Annotated in this window: 14 protein-coding genes; 3 read left to right on the top strand and 11 right to left on the bottom strand. The window is 66.2% G+C overall.

The features are described from left to right. Positions 1–128 precede the first annotated feature (128 nt). Both mutT and AiwAL_RS07795 read left to right on the top strand, forming a co-directional pair. The gene (mutT, locus tag AiwAL_RS07800; RefSeq protein ID WP_268920189.1) at positions 129–1,145 is read left to right on the top strand and encodes an 8-oxo-dGTP diphosphatase MutT; all 1,017 of its coding nucleotides are present in this window, start codon (positions 129–131) and stop codon (positions 1,143–1,145) included. 6 nt (positions 1,146–1,151) lie between these two features. Further along, entirely contained in the window at positions 1,152–1,910 is a 759-nt protein-coding gene (locus tag AiwAL_RS07795) for a competence/damage-inducible protein A (protein WP_262312462.1), read from the top strand. A 1-nt stretch (position 1,911) separates the two neighbouring features. Here the strand turns inward: AiwAL_RS07795 and AiwAL_RS07790 are convergent, their stop codons facing one another. Beyond that, entirely contained in the window at positions 1,912–2,169 is a 258-nt protein-coding gene (locus tag AiwAL_RS07790; protein ID WP_235703910.1) for a hypothetical protein, read from the bottom strand. A gap of 397 nt (positions 2,170–2,566) precedes the next feature. Between AiwAL_RS07790 and AiwAL_RS07785 the strand changes: the two genes are divergently transcribed. Beyond that, complete coding sequence (locus AiwAL_RS07785; protein ID WP_235703909.1) at positions 2,567–2,851, top strand: GYD domain-containing protein; 285 nt, start codon at positions 2,567–2,569, stop codon at positions 2,849–2,851. A 243-nt stretch (positions 2,852–3,094) separates the two neighbouring features. Here the strand turns inward: AiwAL_RS07785 and AiwAL_RS07780 are convergent, their stop codons facing one another. The 10 genes from AiwAL_RS07780 to AiwAL_RS07735 all read right to left on the bottom strand — a co-directional run bounded on the left by AiwAL_RS07780 (position 3,095) and on the right by AiwAL_RS07735 (position 12,410). Further along, the gene (locus AiwAL_RS07780) at positions 3,095–3,577 is read right to left on the bottom strand and encodes a DUF3429 domain-containing protein (protein WP_262312461.1); all 483 of its coding nucleotides are present in this window, start codon (positions 3,575–3,577) and stop codon (positions 3,095–3,097) included. A gap of 6 nt (positions 3,578–3,583) precedes the next feature. Further along, positions 3,584–4,429: a carboxylating nicotinate-nucleotide diphosphorylase gene (gene nadC / locus AiwAL_RS07775; protein WP_235703907.1), complete on the bottom strand. Its 846-nt coding sequence runs from the start codon at positions 4,427–4,429 to the stop codon at positions 3,584–3,586. After that, the gene (locus AiwAL_RS07770) at positions 4,426–5,880 is read right to left on the bottom strand and encodes an L-aspartate oxidase (RefSeq protein WP_235703906.1); all 1,455 of its coding nucleotides are present in this window, start codon (positions 5,878–5,880) and stop codon (positions 4,426–4,428) included. Before AiwAL_RS07770 ends, nadC begins: the two co-directional genes overlap by 4 nt. Next, positions 5,877–6,869 (bottom strand): quinolinate synthase NadA, encoded by a 993-nt coding sequence (gene nadA, locus AiwAL_RS07765; RefSeq protein ID WP_235703905.1) that lies wholly within the window; start codon positions 6,867–6,869, stop codon positions 5,877–5,879. Before nadA ends, AiwAL_RS07770 begins: the two co-directional genes overlap by 4 nt. Positions 6,870–6,968: 99 nt before the next feature. Further along, positions 6,969–7,862: an NrtR DNA-binding winged helix domain-containing protein gene (locus tag AiwAL_RS07760; protein ID WP_235703904.1), complete on the bottom strand. Its 894-nt coding sequence runs from the start codon at positions 7,860–7,862 to the stop codon at positions 6,969–6,971. Continuing rightward, on the bottom strand, positions 7,859–8,632 hold the full coding sequence (locus AiwAL_RS07755) for an SDR family oxidoreductase (protein WP_235703903.1): 774 nt from the start codon (positions 8,630–8,632) through the stop codon (positions 7,859–7,861). The genes AiwAL_RS07760 and AiwAL_RS07755 overlap by 4 nt, the downstream gene beginning before the upstream one ends. 62 nt (positions 8,633–8,694) lie before the next feature. Further along, the gene (locus AiwAL_RS07750; protein WP_235703902.1) at positions 8,695–9,486 is read right to left on the bottom strand and encodes an ABC transporter permease; all 792 of its coding nucleotides are present in this window, start codon (positions 9,484–9,486) and stop codon (positions 8,695–8,697) included. Continuing rightward, positions 9,483–10,082: an ATP-binding cassette domain-containing protein gene (locus tag AiwAL_RS07745; RefSeq protein ID WP_235703901.1), complete on the bottom strand. Its 600-nt coding sequence runs from the start codon at positions 10,080–10,082 to the stop codon at positions 9,483–9,485. The genes AiwAL_RS07750 and AiwAL_RS07745 overlap by 4 nt, the downstream gene beginning before the upstream one ends. Further along, positions 10,075–11,022 (bottom strand): glycosyltransferase, encoded by a 948-nt coding sequence (locus tag AiwAL_RS07740; RefSeq protein WP_235703900.1) that lies wholly within the window; start codon positions 11,020–11,022, stop codon positions 10,075–10,077. Before AiwAL_RS07740 ends, AiwAL_RS07745 begins: the two co-directional genes overlap by 8 nt. Beyond that, positions 11,019–12,410, bottom strand: a complete 1,392-nt coding sequence (locus AiwAL_RS07735) for a dipeptidase (protein ID WP_235703899.1) — start codon at positions 12,408–12,410, stop codon at positions 11,019–11,021. The genes AiwAL_RS07740 and AiwAL_RS07735 overlap by 4 nt, the downstream gene beginning before the upstream one ends. Positions 12,411–12,449 lie beyond the last annotated feature (39 nt).

Raw genomic sequence — 12,449 nt, 5'->3', positions numbered from 1 at the left:
GCCGCGCGCGCAAATCAACCGCCCGAGATTCGGGTGCAACGTGGCAGGATTGCCCTTCCGGCGCGGCTTCGGACCGGCTATCCCGGTCCGGGTCCGTCCATCGATCAGCAAGGGGTTACGTGTCCGATCTGTTCGCCATCGCCGACCGCGCCGGGACGACGGCATCTGCCGCATCCACGGCGCTGCGCCGGCTCGAAGCCGGGGATGCCGCGCGATTCCATCTTCTGATCAATGACTGGGAAATCTGCCGCCTGCTGCCGGAGGCGCCGTTTCCCTATCCCGAATCGCTCGCCCGCGCGTGGATCGACACCGCGATCGCCGACCGCGCGGCGGGGCGTGCCTATGAGTTCGCGATTCTCGATGCCGCGAGCGGCGCGATGATCGGCAGCGCCGGGCTGCGGCTGGCGAAATCGGGCGATAGCGCCTCGCTCGGCTACTGGCTCGGCCGGCGCCACTGGGGCAAGGGCCATGCGCGCGAGGCGGCCGGCCAGTTGATCCGCTGGGGTTTCGCAGAACTGCCGGTCGCGACGATCGCCGCCACGGTGGCGGAGGACAATGCGGCCTCGCTCGCGGTGCTGCGGCGGATCGGCTTCGCCGAAACCGGAACCGGCCGGGCACGCTTCATCGGCCGGCCGGGCGAGCGCCTGCCGGTGCGCCATTTCGCGATCACCCGTGAGGCGCTGGCGTTTCGCGATCCCGAAACATCCCAGGAAGTATCAGGGTCAGGACGCATGATCGATGCCATGAAACCGCTGCTCACGGTCGCCGCCTGCGCGCTGGTCGACAAGCGGGGCGATATTCTGCTGGCGCGCCGGCCGGAGGGCAAGAAGCTTGCGGGGCTGTGGGAGTTTCCCGGCGGCAAGCTGGTGGCAGGCGAAACGCCGGAGGCGGCATTGGTGCGCGAGCTTGCTGAAGAAATCGGCGTTGCGGTGCGCGAGGCCGATCTGGCGCCGTTCGCCTTCGCGTCCCATGCCTATGAGGCTTTCCATCTGCTCATGCCGCTCTATCTCTGCCGGCGCTGGCGCGGCGCGCCCGAGGCGCGGGAGGGCCAGACACTCGCCTGGGTTTCCCCCGCGCGGCTCGACGAATACCCGATGCCGCCGGCCGACCGGCCGCTGATCCCATTGCTGCGCGATTTTCTGTGAGGACTTATGGCCGATAACCCGACCGCCGCGATTCTGATCATCGGCAACGAGATTCTTTCCGGCCGCACCCAGGACGTGAACGTGAAATTCATCGCCGAGCGCCTCGCCGCCCTCGGCCACAAGCTCGAAGAGGTGCGGGTGGTGCCGGATGTGCCGGCGCGGATCATCCGGGCGGTGAACGAATTGCGCGCCGCCTACGACAATCTGTTCACCACCGGCGGAATCGGTCCGACCCATGACGACATCACCAGCGAATGCGTCGCCGAGGCGTTCGGCGTGCCGTGGCAAAAGCATCAGGCGACCTGGGACGCGCTGGAGCGCCATCTGGGCGCCGAAAATTTCAATGCGGCCCGGCAGCGCATGGCAATGATGCCGCGCGGCGCCGTGCCGATTCCCAACACGATCTCGATCGCGCCGGGGTTCTCGATCGGCAATGTGCATGTCATGGCCGGCGTGCCCAAAATCATGCAGTCGATGTTCGGAACCCTCGAACAGAAACTCGGGCGCGGGACGCCGATTTCGATGCGCGCGGTGCATGGCCTGCGGATTAAGGAAGGCAGCATCGCCGCTGGGCTCGGCGCGATCCAGCAGCGCTTTCCGATGCTCGATCTCGGCAGCTATCCGTTCTACCGCGAGAGCGGCGGCGGTGTCGCGATCGTCGCCAAGGGCACCGACGCGGCGGCGCTGGATGCGGCGATCGCCGAGGCGGAGCTTCTGATCGTGTCCCAGGGGATCACGCCGGTCCGCGGCGAACCGGCGATCTGACTCAGCGGTTCAGCGGCAGGGTGATGCCGAAGGACAGGCCGGCCGGGAAGGCGGGCGTGTAGTACGCCGGCGGGGGCGGGGCATAATAGACCGGCGGCGGGGGCGCGTAGTACGCCGGCGGCGGTGGTGCGTAGTAGACTGGCGGGGGCGGCGGTGCGTAATACATCGGCGGGCCAGCGAAGCCGATGGAAAAGCTCGGGCCATCGTCCCAGTCGGCATGGGCGGTGCCGATCGCGCCAAGAGCGAGCCCGGCTGCCATTATACCGCCAAGAACCAAAGTTGATCGACGCATGGTCACGACCTCCAATCTGACGGTCGATTGGATAGATCGCGATTATGGCATGATTTCGGAGGGGTATATCACGCTTTCGTGAATTTTTTCAGAGGTCCGGACACGGAAGTGAATTTACGGACGCCAGACGCGAACGAGGTCGGAGCATTTGTCCGTTTTCCCGTCCGAAAACTGGTTTGGCCGCGATCTCATCGGTTGATTTGGCTCCCGGATATTTTGAACTTGTCCGATCATTTCTTGATTTTCGGACATACGTACGTAAACGCTCCTTTCGCACGGGTCTTTTTCTTGAAGTTCATTGCCAGCAAGGACTATCCTCGATTTCACCTCGCAGTGTGCAAGGAAAAACAAAGGGAGAACGGCCATGAAATATGTGCTGCTCGGCAGGTTGGACGCGGCGTGGGCCGGCAAGCAGGCGGATCGGCTGAAGAAAGCGGAAGCGAAGCTCAAGGAACTGGGCATCAAGCTCGAGAGCATCCACTACACCCAAGGCAAGTACGATTTCGTGGACGTCGTGGACGTGCCGGATGCGGAAGCGATGCTGAGCTTCTCGGTATGGTATGCCGGTCAGGGCTTCGGTCGCATCGAAAGCCTCCCCGCCTTCGAGCCGAAGAGCTTCGAAGCGGCGGTCAAGAAGGCTGCCAAGTGAGCTAGGCGAGCGGAGCGAAGGGCTCGGGGATAGCGTTTGGGACGCTCGGTCGGCGCCTGGAATGCGCTGCGCTTTCGGCGCGAAGGCATGGCCGGTGACAAAGGCATGTTATACCAAATCTCATGAATCTCGACTCATGAGATTTGGTATGCGCGCGGGTTGGCGGGCGGCGCGCGCGAACATAAAGAGCGAATACCATGGGTCGCGATCAGCGAGACATGGTATTACGTGTCGGCACCCCTTTCATGCGTGGCGCATGCCGATCAACTGGATGAACAGCGTGATCAGCAGAACCGCGAGCACTACGATCGAGACCGTCCAGCGCATCGCGAGATAGTTCGAGGCGACGAGGTTGCGCCCGCGCCCTACGGTTTCGCCCACGACGGTCGCGAAGAAGCCGGCGATCAGGATGGCGATCGCGAGGCGGGGTGCGGAAGTCAGGGTGAGGGCCAGAAGTGCTACCCAGCCGATCAGGGCGGGCACGACGCCGAAGGTGAGACGCTGGTGGTTGAGCTTCGAGTCAGTGACCACGCCGCCGGGTTCGAGGGCAAAACCCCAATGCACCGCACCGAGAAAGGCAAGGATGCAGGCGCCGTAGTCGATCATCGCGACGGTCGCGGCCGGCGCGTTGAGCGGCCGGGTGACGATCACCACGAGGGCCACGAGGAACGGGATCAACCCGGCGGCACCGAGGAGGGAAGCGGTCATGAAGGGAGAACGGGTCATGCCCGTTTATGTCATGAAATCGAGACCGATATCCAGCACCCGTGCACTATGGGTCAGCCAGCCGGCCGAGATGAGATCGACGCCGGTTTCCGCGATCGCGGGTGCGGTTTCCGGCGTGATCCGGCCGGAAGCTTCGGCGATCGCTTTGCCGCCGATGATGGTGACGGCGTTTTGCAGCGCTGCGAGGTCCATGTTGTCGAGCAGCACGGCATCTGCCCCTGCGTCCAGCGCCTCGGTGAGCTGATCGAGGGTTTCGACCTCACATTCGATTTTGACCAGATGCCCGACGGATTGGCGCGCCCGGCGCACCGCGATGCCGACACCGCCGGCGATGGCGATATGATTGTCCTTGATGAGCACCGCGTCATCCAGGCCGAAGCGGTGATTCGCGCCGCCGCCGCAGCGCACCGCGTATTTCTGCAGGGCGCGCAGGCCGGGGATGGTTTTGCGCGTGCAGGCGAGTTTCGCGCGTGTGTGGGCGATGGCGGTGACGATGCCGGACGTGGCGGTCGCCACGCCGGATAACTGACCGAGGAAATTGAGCGCGACCCGCTCGGCGGAGAGGATCGGCCGGGCACGACCTTCGATGGTCGCGATCACATCGCCGGGAGCGACGGTTTTGCCGTCGGGGATTCGGACGTCGAGTGTGAGAGTGGAATCGAGGAGCAAAAACGCGATCGCGGTACAGTCGAGCCCGGCGATCACGCCGGCTTCGCGCGCGACGAAAGCGACTCGCGCGGTTGTGTCCTCGGGGATGACCGCATCGGCGGTGATGTCGCCCGCGCGGCCGAGGTCTTCCAGGAGTGCCGCGCGCACCAGAGGTTCGATCATGATGCGCGGCAGCGGCGTCATGCCGCGTGCCTGATGGACGTGATCGCGGCGGCGCGTGCCAGCGCCTGTGCCATGGTGAGGGTGGAGGGACGCGCGGTCGCGGCGCGGCACGGAAAGTCGGTGCGGGCGTGGCCGCCGCGGCTTTCCCGCCGATCGAACGCGGCGACCGCCATCATCAGCGCGATCAGGGCGGCGTCGGAGGTTTCGGCGCGGGGCGCCGTGGCGGAAATCAGTGTCGCGAGTCCGGTGCCGTCGCGCAGCACGCCGAGATGCCGGCTGACGAGACCGCGGATGGCGGTGATGACGTCGCGCATTGGCGGTTCGGGCGGTTTGCACGGGGTGCGATGATCGAGCCTCGCCATTGCGAGCCCAGCCGACTCGCCCGTCACGAAAGCTTCGAGGAGGGAGTTGCTGGCAAGCCGGTTCGCGCCGTGCAGGCCGGTGCAGGCGGCTTCGCCGGCGGCGAACAGACCATCGACGCTGGTCTGGGCCGCCGCATCAACGGCGATTCCGCCCATATGGTAATGCGCGACCGGGCGGATCGGGATCGGCTGGGCCGCCGGGTCGATGCCGGAGGCGCGGCAGGCCGCGTCGATCGCCGGGAAACGCACGGCGAACCGGGCGCCGAGATGGGTGGCGTCGAGAAACACCCGATGACCCTCCGCCAGATGGCGGAACACCGCGCGCGAAACGGTGTCGCGCGGGGCGAGTTCCTTGGTGAAGCGGGCGCCGGTCTCGTCGATCAGCATGGCGCCTTCGCCGCGAACCGCTTCCGAAATGAGAGGCATCGGGGTGAGCCCGGTATCGAGCCCGGTCGGGTGGAACTGGACGAATTCGAGGTCGCGGAGGATGGCGCCGGCACGCGCGGCGAGGGCGAGGCCGGAGCCGGTGGCACCGTCCGGGTTGCTGGTGTGGTGATACAGTGCGCCGACGCCGCCGGTCGCGATCAGCACCGAATCGCTCGGCAGAAAGCGGAGGTTTCCGTTGCGCTCGATCCAGAGCCCGGCGATGCGGCGTTCGACGGTGTGAAGCCGGATCGCTCGGGTCCGTTCCAGGATCGTGATATGCGGCGCCGACTGCACCGCACGGGCGAGGGCGGTGGTGATCGCAAGCCCGGTGCGGTCCTGGACATGGACGATGCGACGCCGCGAATGCGCGGCTTCCAGGCCGAGCCCGGCGTTGAACGCCACGCCGAGCCCGCGCAGCCGCTCGATCACGCGGGGGCCGGCGCCGACGATGCGAGAAACGGCTTCGGGATCGCAGAGTCCGTCGCCGGCCGCGATGGTGTCGGCTGCGTGAAGGGCGACGCTGTCGTCGTCGCCGGTCGCGGCGGCGATGCCGCCTTGTGACCACAGGCTCGCGGCACCTTCATCGAGCGTGCCCGCGGTGATGAGCATGACGGGTTCGGGCGTCATGGCCAACGCCGCCGCGAGCCCGGCGACGCCGGCACCGATAATGTATTTTGTTGTCATGGAATTGCGAGCATTCTTTCGACCGATCGGCGAGCGCGGACGGCAAGATCGGGATCGATCGTCACGGCTTCGCTCATCGTCCCAAGAGCGGTTCGTATCTTGTGGAGCGAAATCCGTTTCATGTGCGGGCAGAGATTGCACGGCTTGACGAATTCGGTGCCGGGATTGGCCGAGGCGATATTGTCGCTCATCGAGCATTCGGTGATCAGGGCGACCCGCTTCGGCTGGTGGCGGGCGACATAATCGGCCATTGCGGCGGTCGATCCGGCGAAGTCGGACGCGGCGACCACCTCCTCGGGGCATTCGGGGTGGGCGAGAACCACGACATCAGCATATTGGGCGCGGACCTGGGCGATATCGGCCTGGGTGAAGCGTTCATGCACCTCGCACGCGCCGTCCCACGCGATGATGCGGATTTGTGTTTCGCGGGCGGTATTGGCGGCGAGGAACCGGTCAGGCAGCATGATCACGGCGTCGGTCCCGGCCTGGTTTGCCGCGAATTCAACGACTTTCCGCGCATTCGCCGAAGTGCAGCAGTAATCGACCTCGGCTTTCACGGCGGCCGAGGTGTTCACATAGGCGATGACCGGCAGGCCGGGATGCCGGGCGCGCAATGCGCGCACGTCGGCGGCGGTGATGCTCTCGGCGAGCGAGCAGCCGGCGCGGGAATCCGGGATCAGCACGGTTTTGTCAGGGTTCAGCAGCTTCGCGGTCTCGGCCATGAAATGCACCCCGGCGAGAACAATCACCGCGGCTTTCGCGCGCATCGCTTCGCGGGCGAGGGCCAGGCTGTCGCCCACGATATCGGCCACCCCATGATAAATCTCCGGCGTCTGATAGTTATGGGCGAGGATGATGGCGTCGCGGTCGCGTTTGAGGACGCGGATCGCGGTGATATCCTCGTGCATGAGCACCCATTCGGCCGGCGGGATATGCGAGGCGAGCTTGGCGTAGGCGGGGTCGGCGAAGGCGAGGCTGGCGCCGGTCATGGTTCGCTCCTTATGCTCGAAACGAGCATATTTTCGGCAAGCTGCACGAAATTTATTCGTGTTTTTGCGTTTTTTACATTAGAAGCGAGTATAATACCGTCAAGAGCGCGCGAGGGTCAGCCGGGTTCCCGCATGGGCGCGTTCGGCCAGAATCTCGGGCCGGTAGCGGAACAATTTGGCCGGCCGGCCGGAGCCGGACGCCAAACTTCCGGTTTCTTCCAGGAGCTTCTGGCTCTCGATCAGGCGGCGGAAATTCTGCTTGTGCAGGGTGTGTCCGGCGATGGCTTCAATGCAGCGTTGCAGATCGAGGAGGGTAAAATTTTCCGGCATCAGTTCGAAGACGATCGGCCGGTATTTGATCTTGGCGCGCAGCCGGCTGATCGCGGTGGCGAGAATGCGGCGGTGATCGGCGGTCATGATCGCGCCAGGGGCGAATGCGCCATGGGCCGGGCGGCCGTCGCGCGCGGCTTCGCGGACCAGCCCGGCCTCGTAGAGCAATTCGTAGCGCGCCAGCACGAGGTCTTCGTTCCAGGCGGCACCGTCCAGCCCGAAACAGAGGGATGCGCGGGCGCGGTGTTCATCCGAACCGGCGGACCAATGGTCGAGACCGGGTTTGATCGCGGTTTCGATCGTCGCGATTTTTTCGCGCCGGTCTTCCCACGGGAAATAGCGATACCAATCCTGCCAGGAGACGCGGCCGCCGAGCGGCGTGCGGGTCTCGGCGGTGAGGGCGAGGTAGGAGATCGAGATGCTGCGCCCGGTGCGGCTGCGCGCGGGGTCGGCGAAGGTGTAGAGCTGCTCGACATAACCGAGCGGATGGCCGGTCAGCCGTTCGGCCCAGTTGCGCAGCCCGGCCTGGAGCGAGCGATGACCGGATTCGAGCGGGCCGGCGGGCAGGGCGCTGCCGTCGAACAGGGTGAGCACGCGCGGCCGCGCCCCGGTGACCGCGACCGGGACGGCGATCAGTTCGGCGTGGATCGGCTCGCCGCTCAAGGTTTCAGCGACCGATAGGCGATCCGGGCGGTGAGGCCGCGCGGAGCGAGGCGGGTGCCGAACGCCATGGCGGCGTTCAACGCGCCGGCAACCGCGGTGGCACGGCCTTTCGCCAAAGCGTCGAGTCCGATGCGGGCGACCGTGGCGCTGCTCATCGAGCTGCGCTCGACGAAGGCGGATTTCTTCTGCGCGGCGACCGCGAAGAATTCGGTCTCGGTGACGCCGGGGCAGAGCACCGTGGTTTTCACGCCTTGGCCCGCGAGTTCGACATTGAGCGAGGTGCCGAGCGACAGCACGAAGGATTTGGTTGCGGCATAGACGGCATAGAGCGGCACCGGCTGGAACGCGGCGGTGGAGGCGACCAGCATGATCCGCCCGAAGCCGCGCTGCGCCATGCCGGGGGCGAACAGATGGGTGAGATGGGTCAGTGCGGTCATGTTGACCGTCATGACCCGCTCGAGCCGGTCCCATTCGGTTTCGGCGAACGGGCCGAAGGCGCCGAGCCCGGCATTGTTCACCAGAATGTCGGTATCCGGGAAGCGCGCGGCGAGATCGGCACGGATCGCGGGATCGGCGAGGTCGCCGGGAGCGGCCTCGGCGGCGACGCCGAACAGCGCGCATTCCTTCGCGAGCTCGGCGAGCCGGTCTTCACGCCGCGCGACGAGGACGAGATTAGCACCGCGCTGGGCGAGCTGCCGGGCGAGTTCGGCGCCAATGCCGCTCGATGCGCCGGTGACCAGCGCGTGGCGGCCGCGAAACGGATCGGGCATGGGCTTGTCTCCTTAACCGAGGCGATCATGGCAGCGGCGCGCCGGAGGCGCAATTTCGCCGCCTATTTCAGCCGATCGACGCGCAGGCGCTCGCGGGAATCGGTGAGGCGCGCAGCCGCGAAATAGGCGGCGCCGACGGCGGCGATGCCGTTGGCGCCGGCAAGCAGGAACATCAGCAGGATCTGGTATTTCACCGCCTCGACCGGGTCGAGTCCGGCGAGGATCTGGCCCGTCATGATGCCGGGCAGGGTGACGATTCCAGCCGCCGACATGGTGTTGATGATCGGCAATATGCCGCGCCGGACCGAGGCGCGGATCAACGGGCGCATCGCGTCGCGGAACCGCGTGCCGAGGGCGAGTTGCGCCTCGATCGCCGAACGCTCGCGCATCACCCCCGACAGCAGCGCGTCGAGCGAGAGCGAGGCGGCGTTCAGGGCGTTGCCGAGCATGATGCCGGCGAGTGGGATGGCGTAGCGCGCATCATACCACGGATGCGGGCGCAGTGCCGTGGCAAGCGCAAAAATCGCGGTGACGAAGGTGGCGAGGGCCACCGCGGACAATCCGGCGATCTGGTTGCCGTAGCGGGCAAGTTTTTTTTCCGGTCGTGCCGCGACCTCACGCCCGGCGATGGCGACCATGACCAGGATGACGCCGAGCGTTAGTGCTGGCGTGTCGATCGCGAACACGAAGCGGAGCAGAAAGCCGATCAGCAGGAGCTGGATCGTGCAGCGCGCGGCGGCGACCAGAATTTGCTTGTGCAGGCGCAGGCCGAGCAGAACCGAAACCACCGCGTCGAGCACGACAAGGGACGACGCGATGATGAGATCGAACGGGGTGAGCAGGATCGGCTTCATCGCGGCGTGAGCGTGCCGGCTTCGAGGTGAAACCGCCTGGCGCCGAGCCTGGAGGCCTGCGCCATGTCGTGGGTGACCAGGATGAGGGCGGCGCCGGCCCGCAGGCGTTCGATCAGGAGGGTTTCGACAAGAGCCGTCGCGTGCGGGTCGAGCGCGCCGGTGGGTTCGTCGAGGAGCAGAATCTCGGGCTCGTTGAGCAGAGTGCGGATAAAGGCGAGGCGCATGCGCTCGCCGGTGGAGAGGCGATGGACCGGCTGGTTCAGCAGGCCGGGATCGAGGGCCAGCGACGGCATCAGCGCTTCGGTGCGCGGGCGATCGGGGAAATGCGGGGCGGTATCGTCGTGCCACCAGCCCGGTTCGGCGGCGAGATAGGCGACGCGCCTGCGCCACAGTGGTGCGGCGATGGTCGCGCGGTCCACTCCGTCGAGCAGGATGGCGCCTTCGTGCGGGTCGAGATCGGCGATCATGCGGAGCAGAACCGATTTGCCGGCACCGGACGGGCCGGTGATGGCCATCGCGTCGCCCCGGCCGAGAGCGATGCCGAACGGACCGCCGGCAGCGCCGGTCAGGCCCCGCGCGCTGAGGCGTTCAGGCATCGGCGATCGCGCAGGCGTCGAGAAAACCCTGCATGGCGGCGCGTTTGGCCGGACCGCCGTGGATTGCATTGAAGTGCAGGAATGGGCGGGTGCGGGATGGTGTCGCGATTGGCCGCAGATAGTCCAGCGCCGCGTCCAGCACGTCGAAATCGCCCAGGTGGCGCTCGTGGAGCAGGATGTTCAGGATCGGCTGATCGCCGAAATGGGCGAAACGGGTGCCGCGCTGTGCCGTGCCGAGGGCGAACACGTCAGCAAACAGATCGTGGACCAGCGCAAGACCGGCGAAGGCGAACGCGCCGGCATTGGCGAAGCGCAGATGCGCGATTTGGCTGTTGCGCTGTTTCATCAGCCAGACGCCATACCAGTCGGTGATGCCGTCCTCCGGCAGAGCCTGCGCCGGGATGTCGCGGTATTGCGGGCAGAAGCGGTCTTCAGTGGCGATCAGAAATTTTGACGAGCCGTAGGTCGCTTCAAGAATGGGGGCGATCGGCCCGAGGACCAGGATGTCGCTGTCGAGATGCAGGAACGGGCCGTAGCCGTCGAGCCCGAATTCGGTGAGCCGAAACCGCTGAAGCATCGCGGTTTCGGCATCGGCGTAGTCGATCGGCTGGATGAGGAGCTTGCCGCAGCAATGGCGGGCGAAACGCCGCCGAATCATGGTTTCGGGCCGGTCGGTGAGGAGCAGAATATCGCCGCGATAGCCGCCGTAACGGTAGAGGGTGGTGAGGGTGAGGTCGAGGCAATCCTCATAGGCGGAATCGCCGAACAGCGTAGTGAAGACAAGAGGTTTACCCGAGACGGCACGCGGGCGCGCGGGCCGGAGGCGGCGGGCGTAGGAGCGGAAAACCGGATCGAGGCGCGAGCGGGGCAGGCTGCGCGCCTCGAACTCGCCCAGACCGGGATGGTAGCGGGTTGAGAGTTTAGCGGTGATTCGGATCATGCGGCGAAGGCGGCGAGCATCCGCGCCTCGGCGCGCATCCCGCGATGAAAGCAGCGCAGCTCGAATTTCTCGTTGGGGCTGTGGATGCAGTCATCGTCGAGGCCGAAACCGACCAGAAGGGTTTTCAGGCCGAGTTGGCGCTCGAAGGCTTCGACCACCGGGATCGACGCGCCGCAGCCGGCGAGCACCGGCGGTTTGCCGAACTCGGCCTCCAGCGCGTGGCGGGCGGCGACGACATAGGGTGCGTCGATCGGCACGGTCAGCCCGGCCGAGGCGCCGAACACGGTGAATTCGGCGCGTGCGTCGGGCAGCAGACGTTCGGTGACAAAATGTTTGAAACCCTGGATCACGCGTTCCGGGTCTTGGCCGGGGACCAGGCGGAAGGTGAGCTTGGCGCCGGCTTCGGCGGGGATGACGGTCTTGCTGCCGTCACCCTGGTAGCCGCCGAAAATGCCGTTGATCTCGGCGGTGGGGCGTGCCCAGTTCTGTTCCAGAACCGAGCGGCCGTGCTCGCCGCTGGCATGAGCGAGGCCGATCGCGCCGAGCCAGGCCGCATCGTCGAAGCCGGTGGCGCGCCAGGATTTCAGAACGTCTTCGGGAATCTGGGTGATGCCGTCATAGAAGCCGGGAATGCGGATGGTGCCGTTCTCGTCGAACAGATCCCCGAGGATGCGGGTGAGCGCGCGGATCGGGTTCAGCGCCGGACCACCGAACAGGCCGGAATGCAGATCGCGGTTGGGGCCGGTGATTTTCAGTTCCATCGCGGCGAGGCCGCGCAGGGACGTGGTGATCGCCGGCGTATCGATGTTCCACATGTTGGTGTCGGCAACCAGGACGAAATCGGCGGCGAGGGCGTGGCGCTCGGCGTTCAGCATGGCTTCGAGGGAGGGGCTGCCGCATTCCTCCTCGCCTTCGAGCAAGACAGTGAGGTTGACCGGAAGCCTGCCGGTGACCGCCAATGATGCGCGGATTGCCTCCAGCACCATCATCACCTGGCCCTTGTCGTCCACCGCGCCGCGCGCGATCACGCGCTTGCCGTGCGGCCCGTCCACCAGTTGCGGGTTGAACGGGTCCGCATGCCAGAGTTCAAGCGGGTCGGCGGGCTGCACGTCGTAATGGCCGTAGAACAGCACGCGCGGCGCGTGGGCGCCGGCTTTGAGATGGGTCGCGATCACGCCCGGCAGGCCGGCGGTTTCCGCCAGGCGAGCCTCGAACCCCATCCCGGCGAGCAGGTCGCGCGCATGGGCCGCCGCACGGATGCAATCCTGCTTGTGGGCCGGCTGGGCGCTGATCGAGGGGATGCGGAGCAGGTCGAACCATCGGGCGCGGGAGTCGTCGAGATGCGCGTCGATATGGGCGAGAATCGCGTCGATCGATGGATTGCTCATCGTTCTGTCTCTCCGTTATGCTCACCAAGAGATAGACGC

The sequence above is a fragment of the Acidiphilium sp. AL genome (genome assembly GCF_025499445.1).
In the GTDB taxonomy this organism is placed as follows: Bacteria; Pseudomonadota; Alphaproteobacteria; order Acetobacterales; family Acetobacteraceae; genus Acidiphilium; species Acidiphilium iwatense.
The sequence above is the reverse complement of the archived record's forward strand: the minus strand, read 5'-3'. Positions and strand labels throughout refer to the sequence as shown.

Coding starts and splice junctions, on each gene's coding strand:
- AiwAL_RS07785 (WP_235703909.1), top strand. CDS start 2,567: ATGAAATATGTGCTGCTCGGCAGGTTGGACGCGGCGTGGGCCGGCAAG.
- AiwAL_RS07735 (WP_235703899.1), bottom strand. CDS start 12,410: ATGAGCAATCCATCGATCGACGCGATTCTCGCCCATATCGACGCGCAT.
- AiwAL_RS07770 (WP_235703906.1), bottom strand. CDS start 5,880: ATGACAACAAAATACATTATCGGTGCCGGCGTCGCCGGGCTCGCGGCG.
- AiwAL_RS07780 (WP_262312461.1), bottom strand. CDS start 3,577: ATGACCCGTTCTCCCTTCATGACCGCTTCCCTCCTCGGTGCCGCCGGG.
- AiwAL_RS07795 (WP_262312462.1), top strand. CDS start 1,152: ATGGCCGATAACCCGACCGCCGCGATTCTGATCATCGGCAACGAGATT.
- AiwAL_RS07755 (WP_235703903.1), bottom strand. CDS start 8,632: ATGCCCGATCCGTTTCGCGGCCGCCACGCGCTGGTCACCGGCGCATCG.
- nadA (WP_235703905.1), bottom strand. CDS start 6,869: ATGACCGGCGCCAGCCTCGCCTTCGCCGACCCCGCCTACGCCAAGCTC.
- AiwAL_RS07745 (WP_235703901.1), bottom strand. CDS start 10,082: ATGCCTGAACGCCTCAGCGCGCGGGGCCTGACCGGCGCTGCCGGCGGT.
- AiwAL_RS07750 (WP_235703902.1), bottom strand. CDS start 9,486: ATGAAGCCGATCCTGCTCACCCCGTTCGATCTCATCATCGCGTCGTCC.
- AiwAL_RS07790 (WP_235703910.1), bottom strand. CDS start 2,169: ATGGCAGCCGGGCTCGCTCTTGGCGCGATCGGCACCGCCCATGCCGAC.
- AiwAL_RS07740 (WP_235703900.1), bottom strand. CDS start 11,022: ATGATCCGAATCACCGCTAAACTCTCAACCCGCTACCATCCCGGTCTG.
- nadC (WP_235703907.1), bottom strand. CDS start 4,429: ATGACGCCGCTGCCGCGCATCATGATCGAACCTCTGGTGCGCGCGGCA.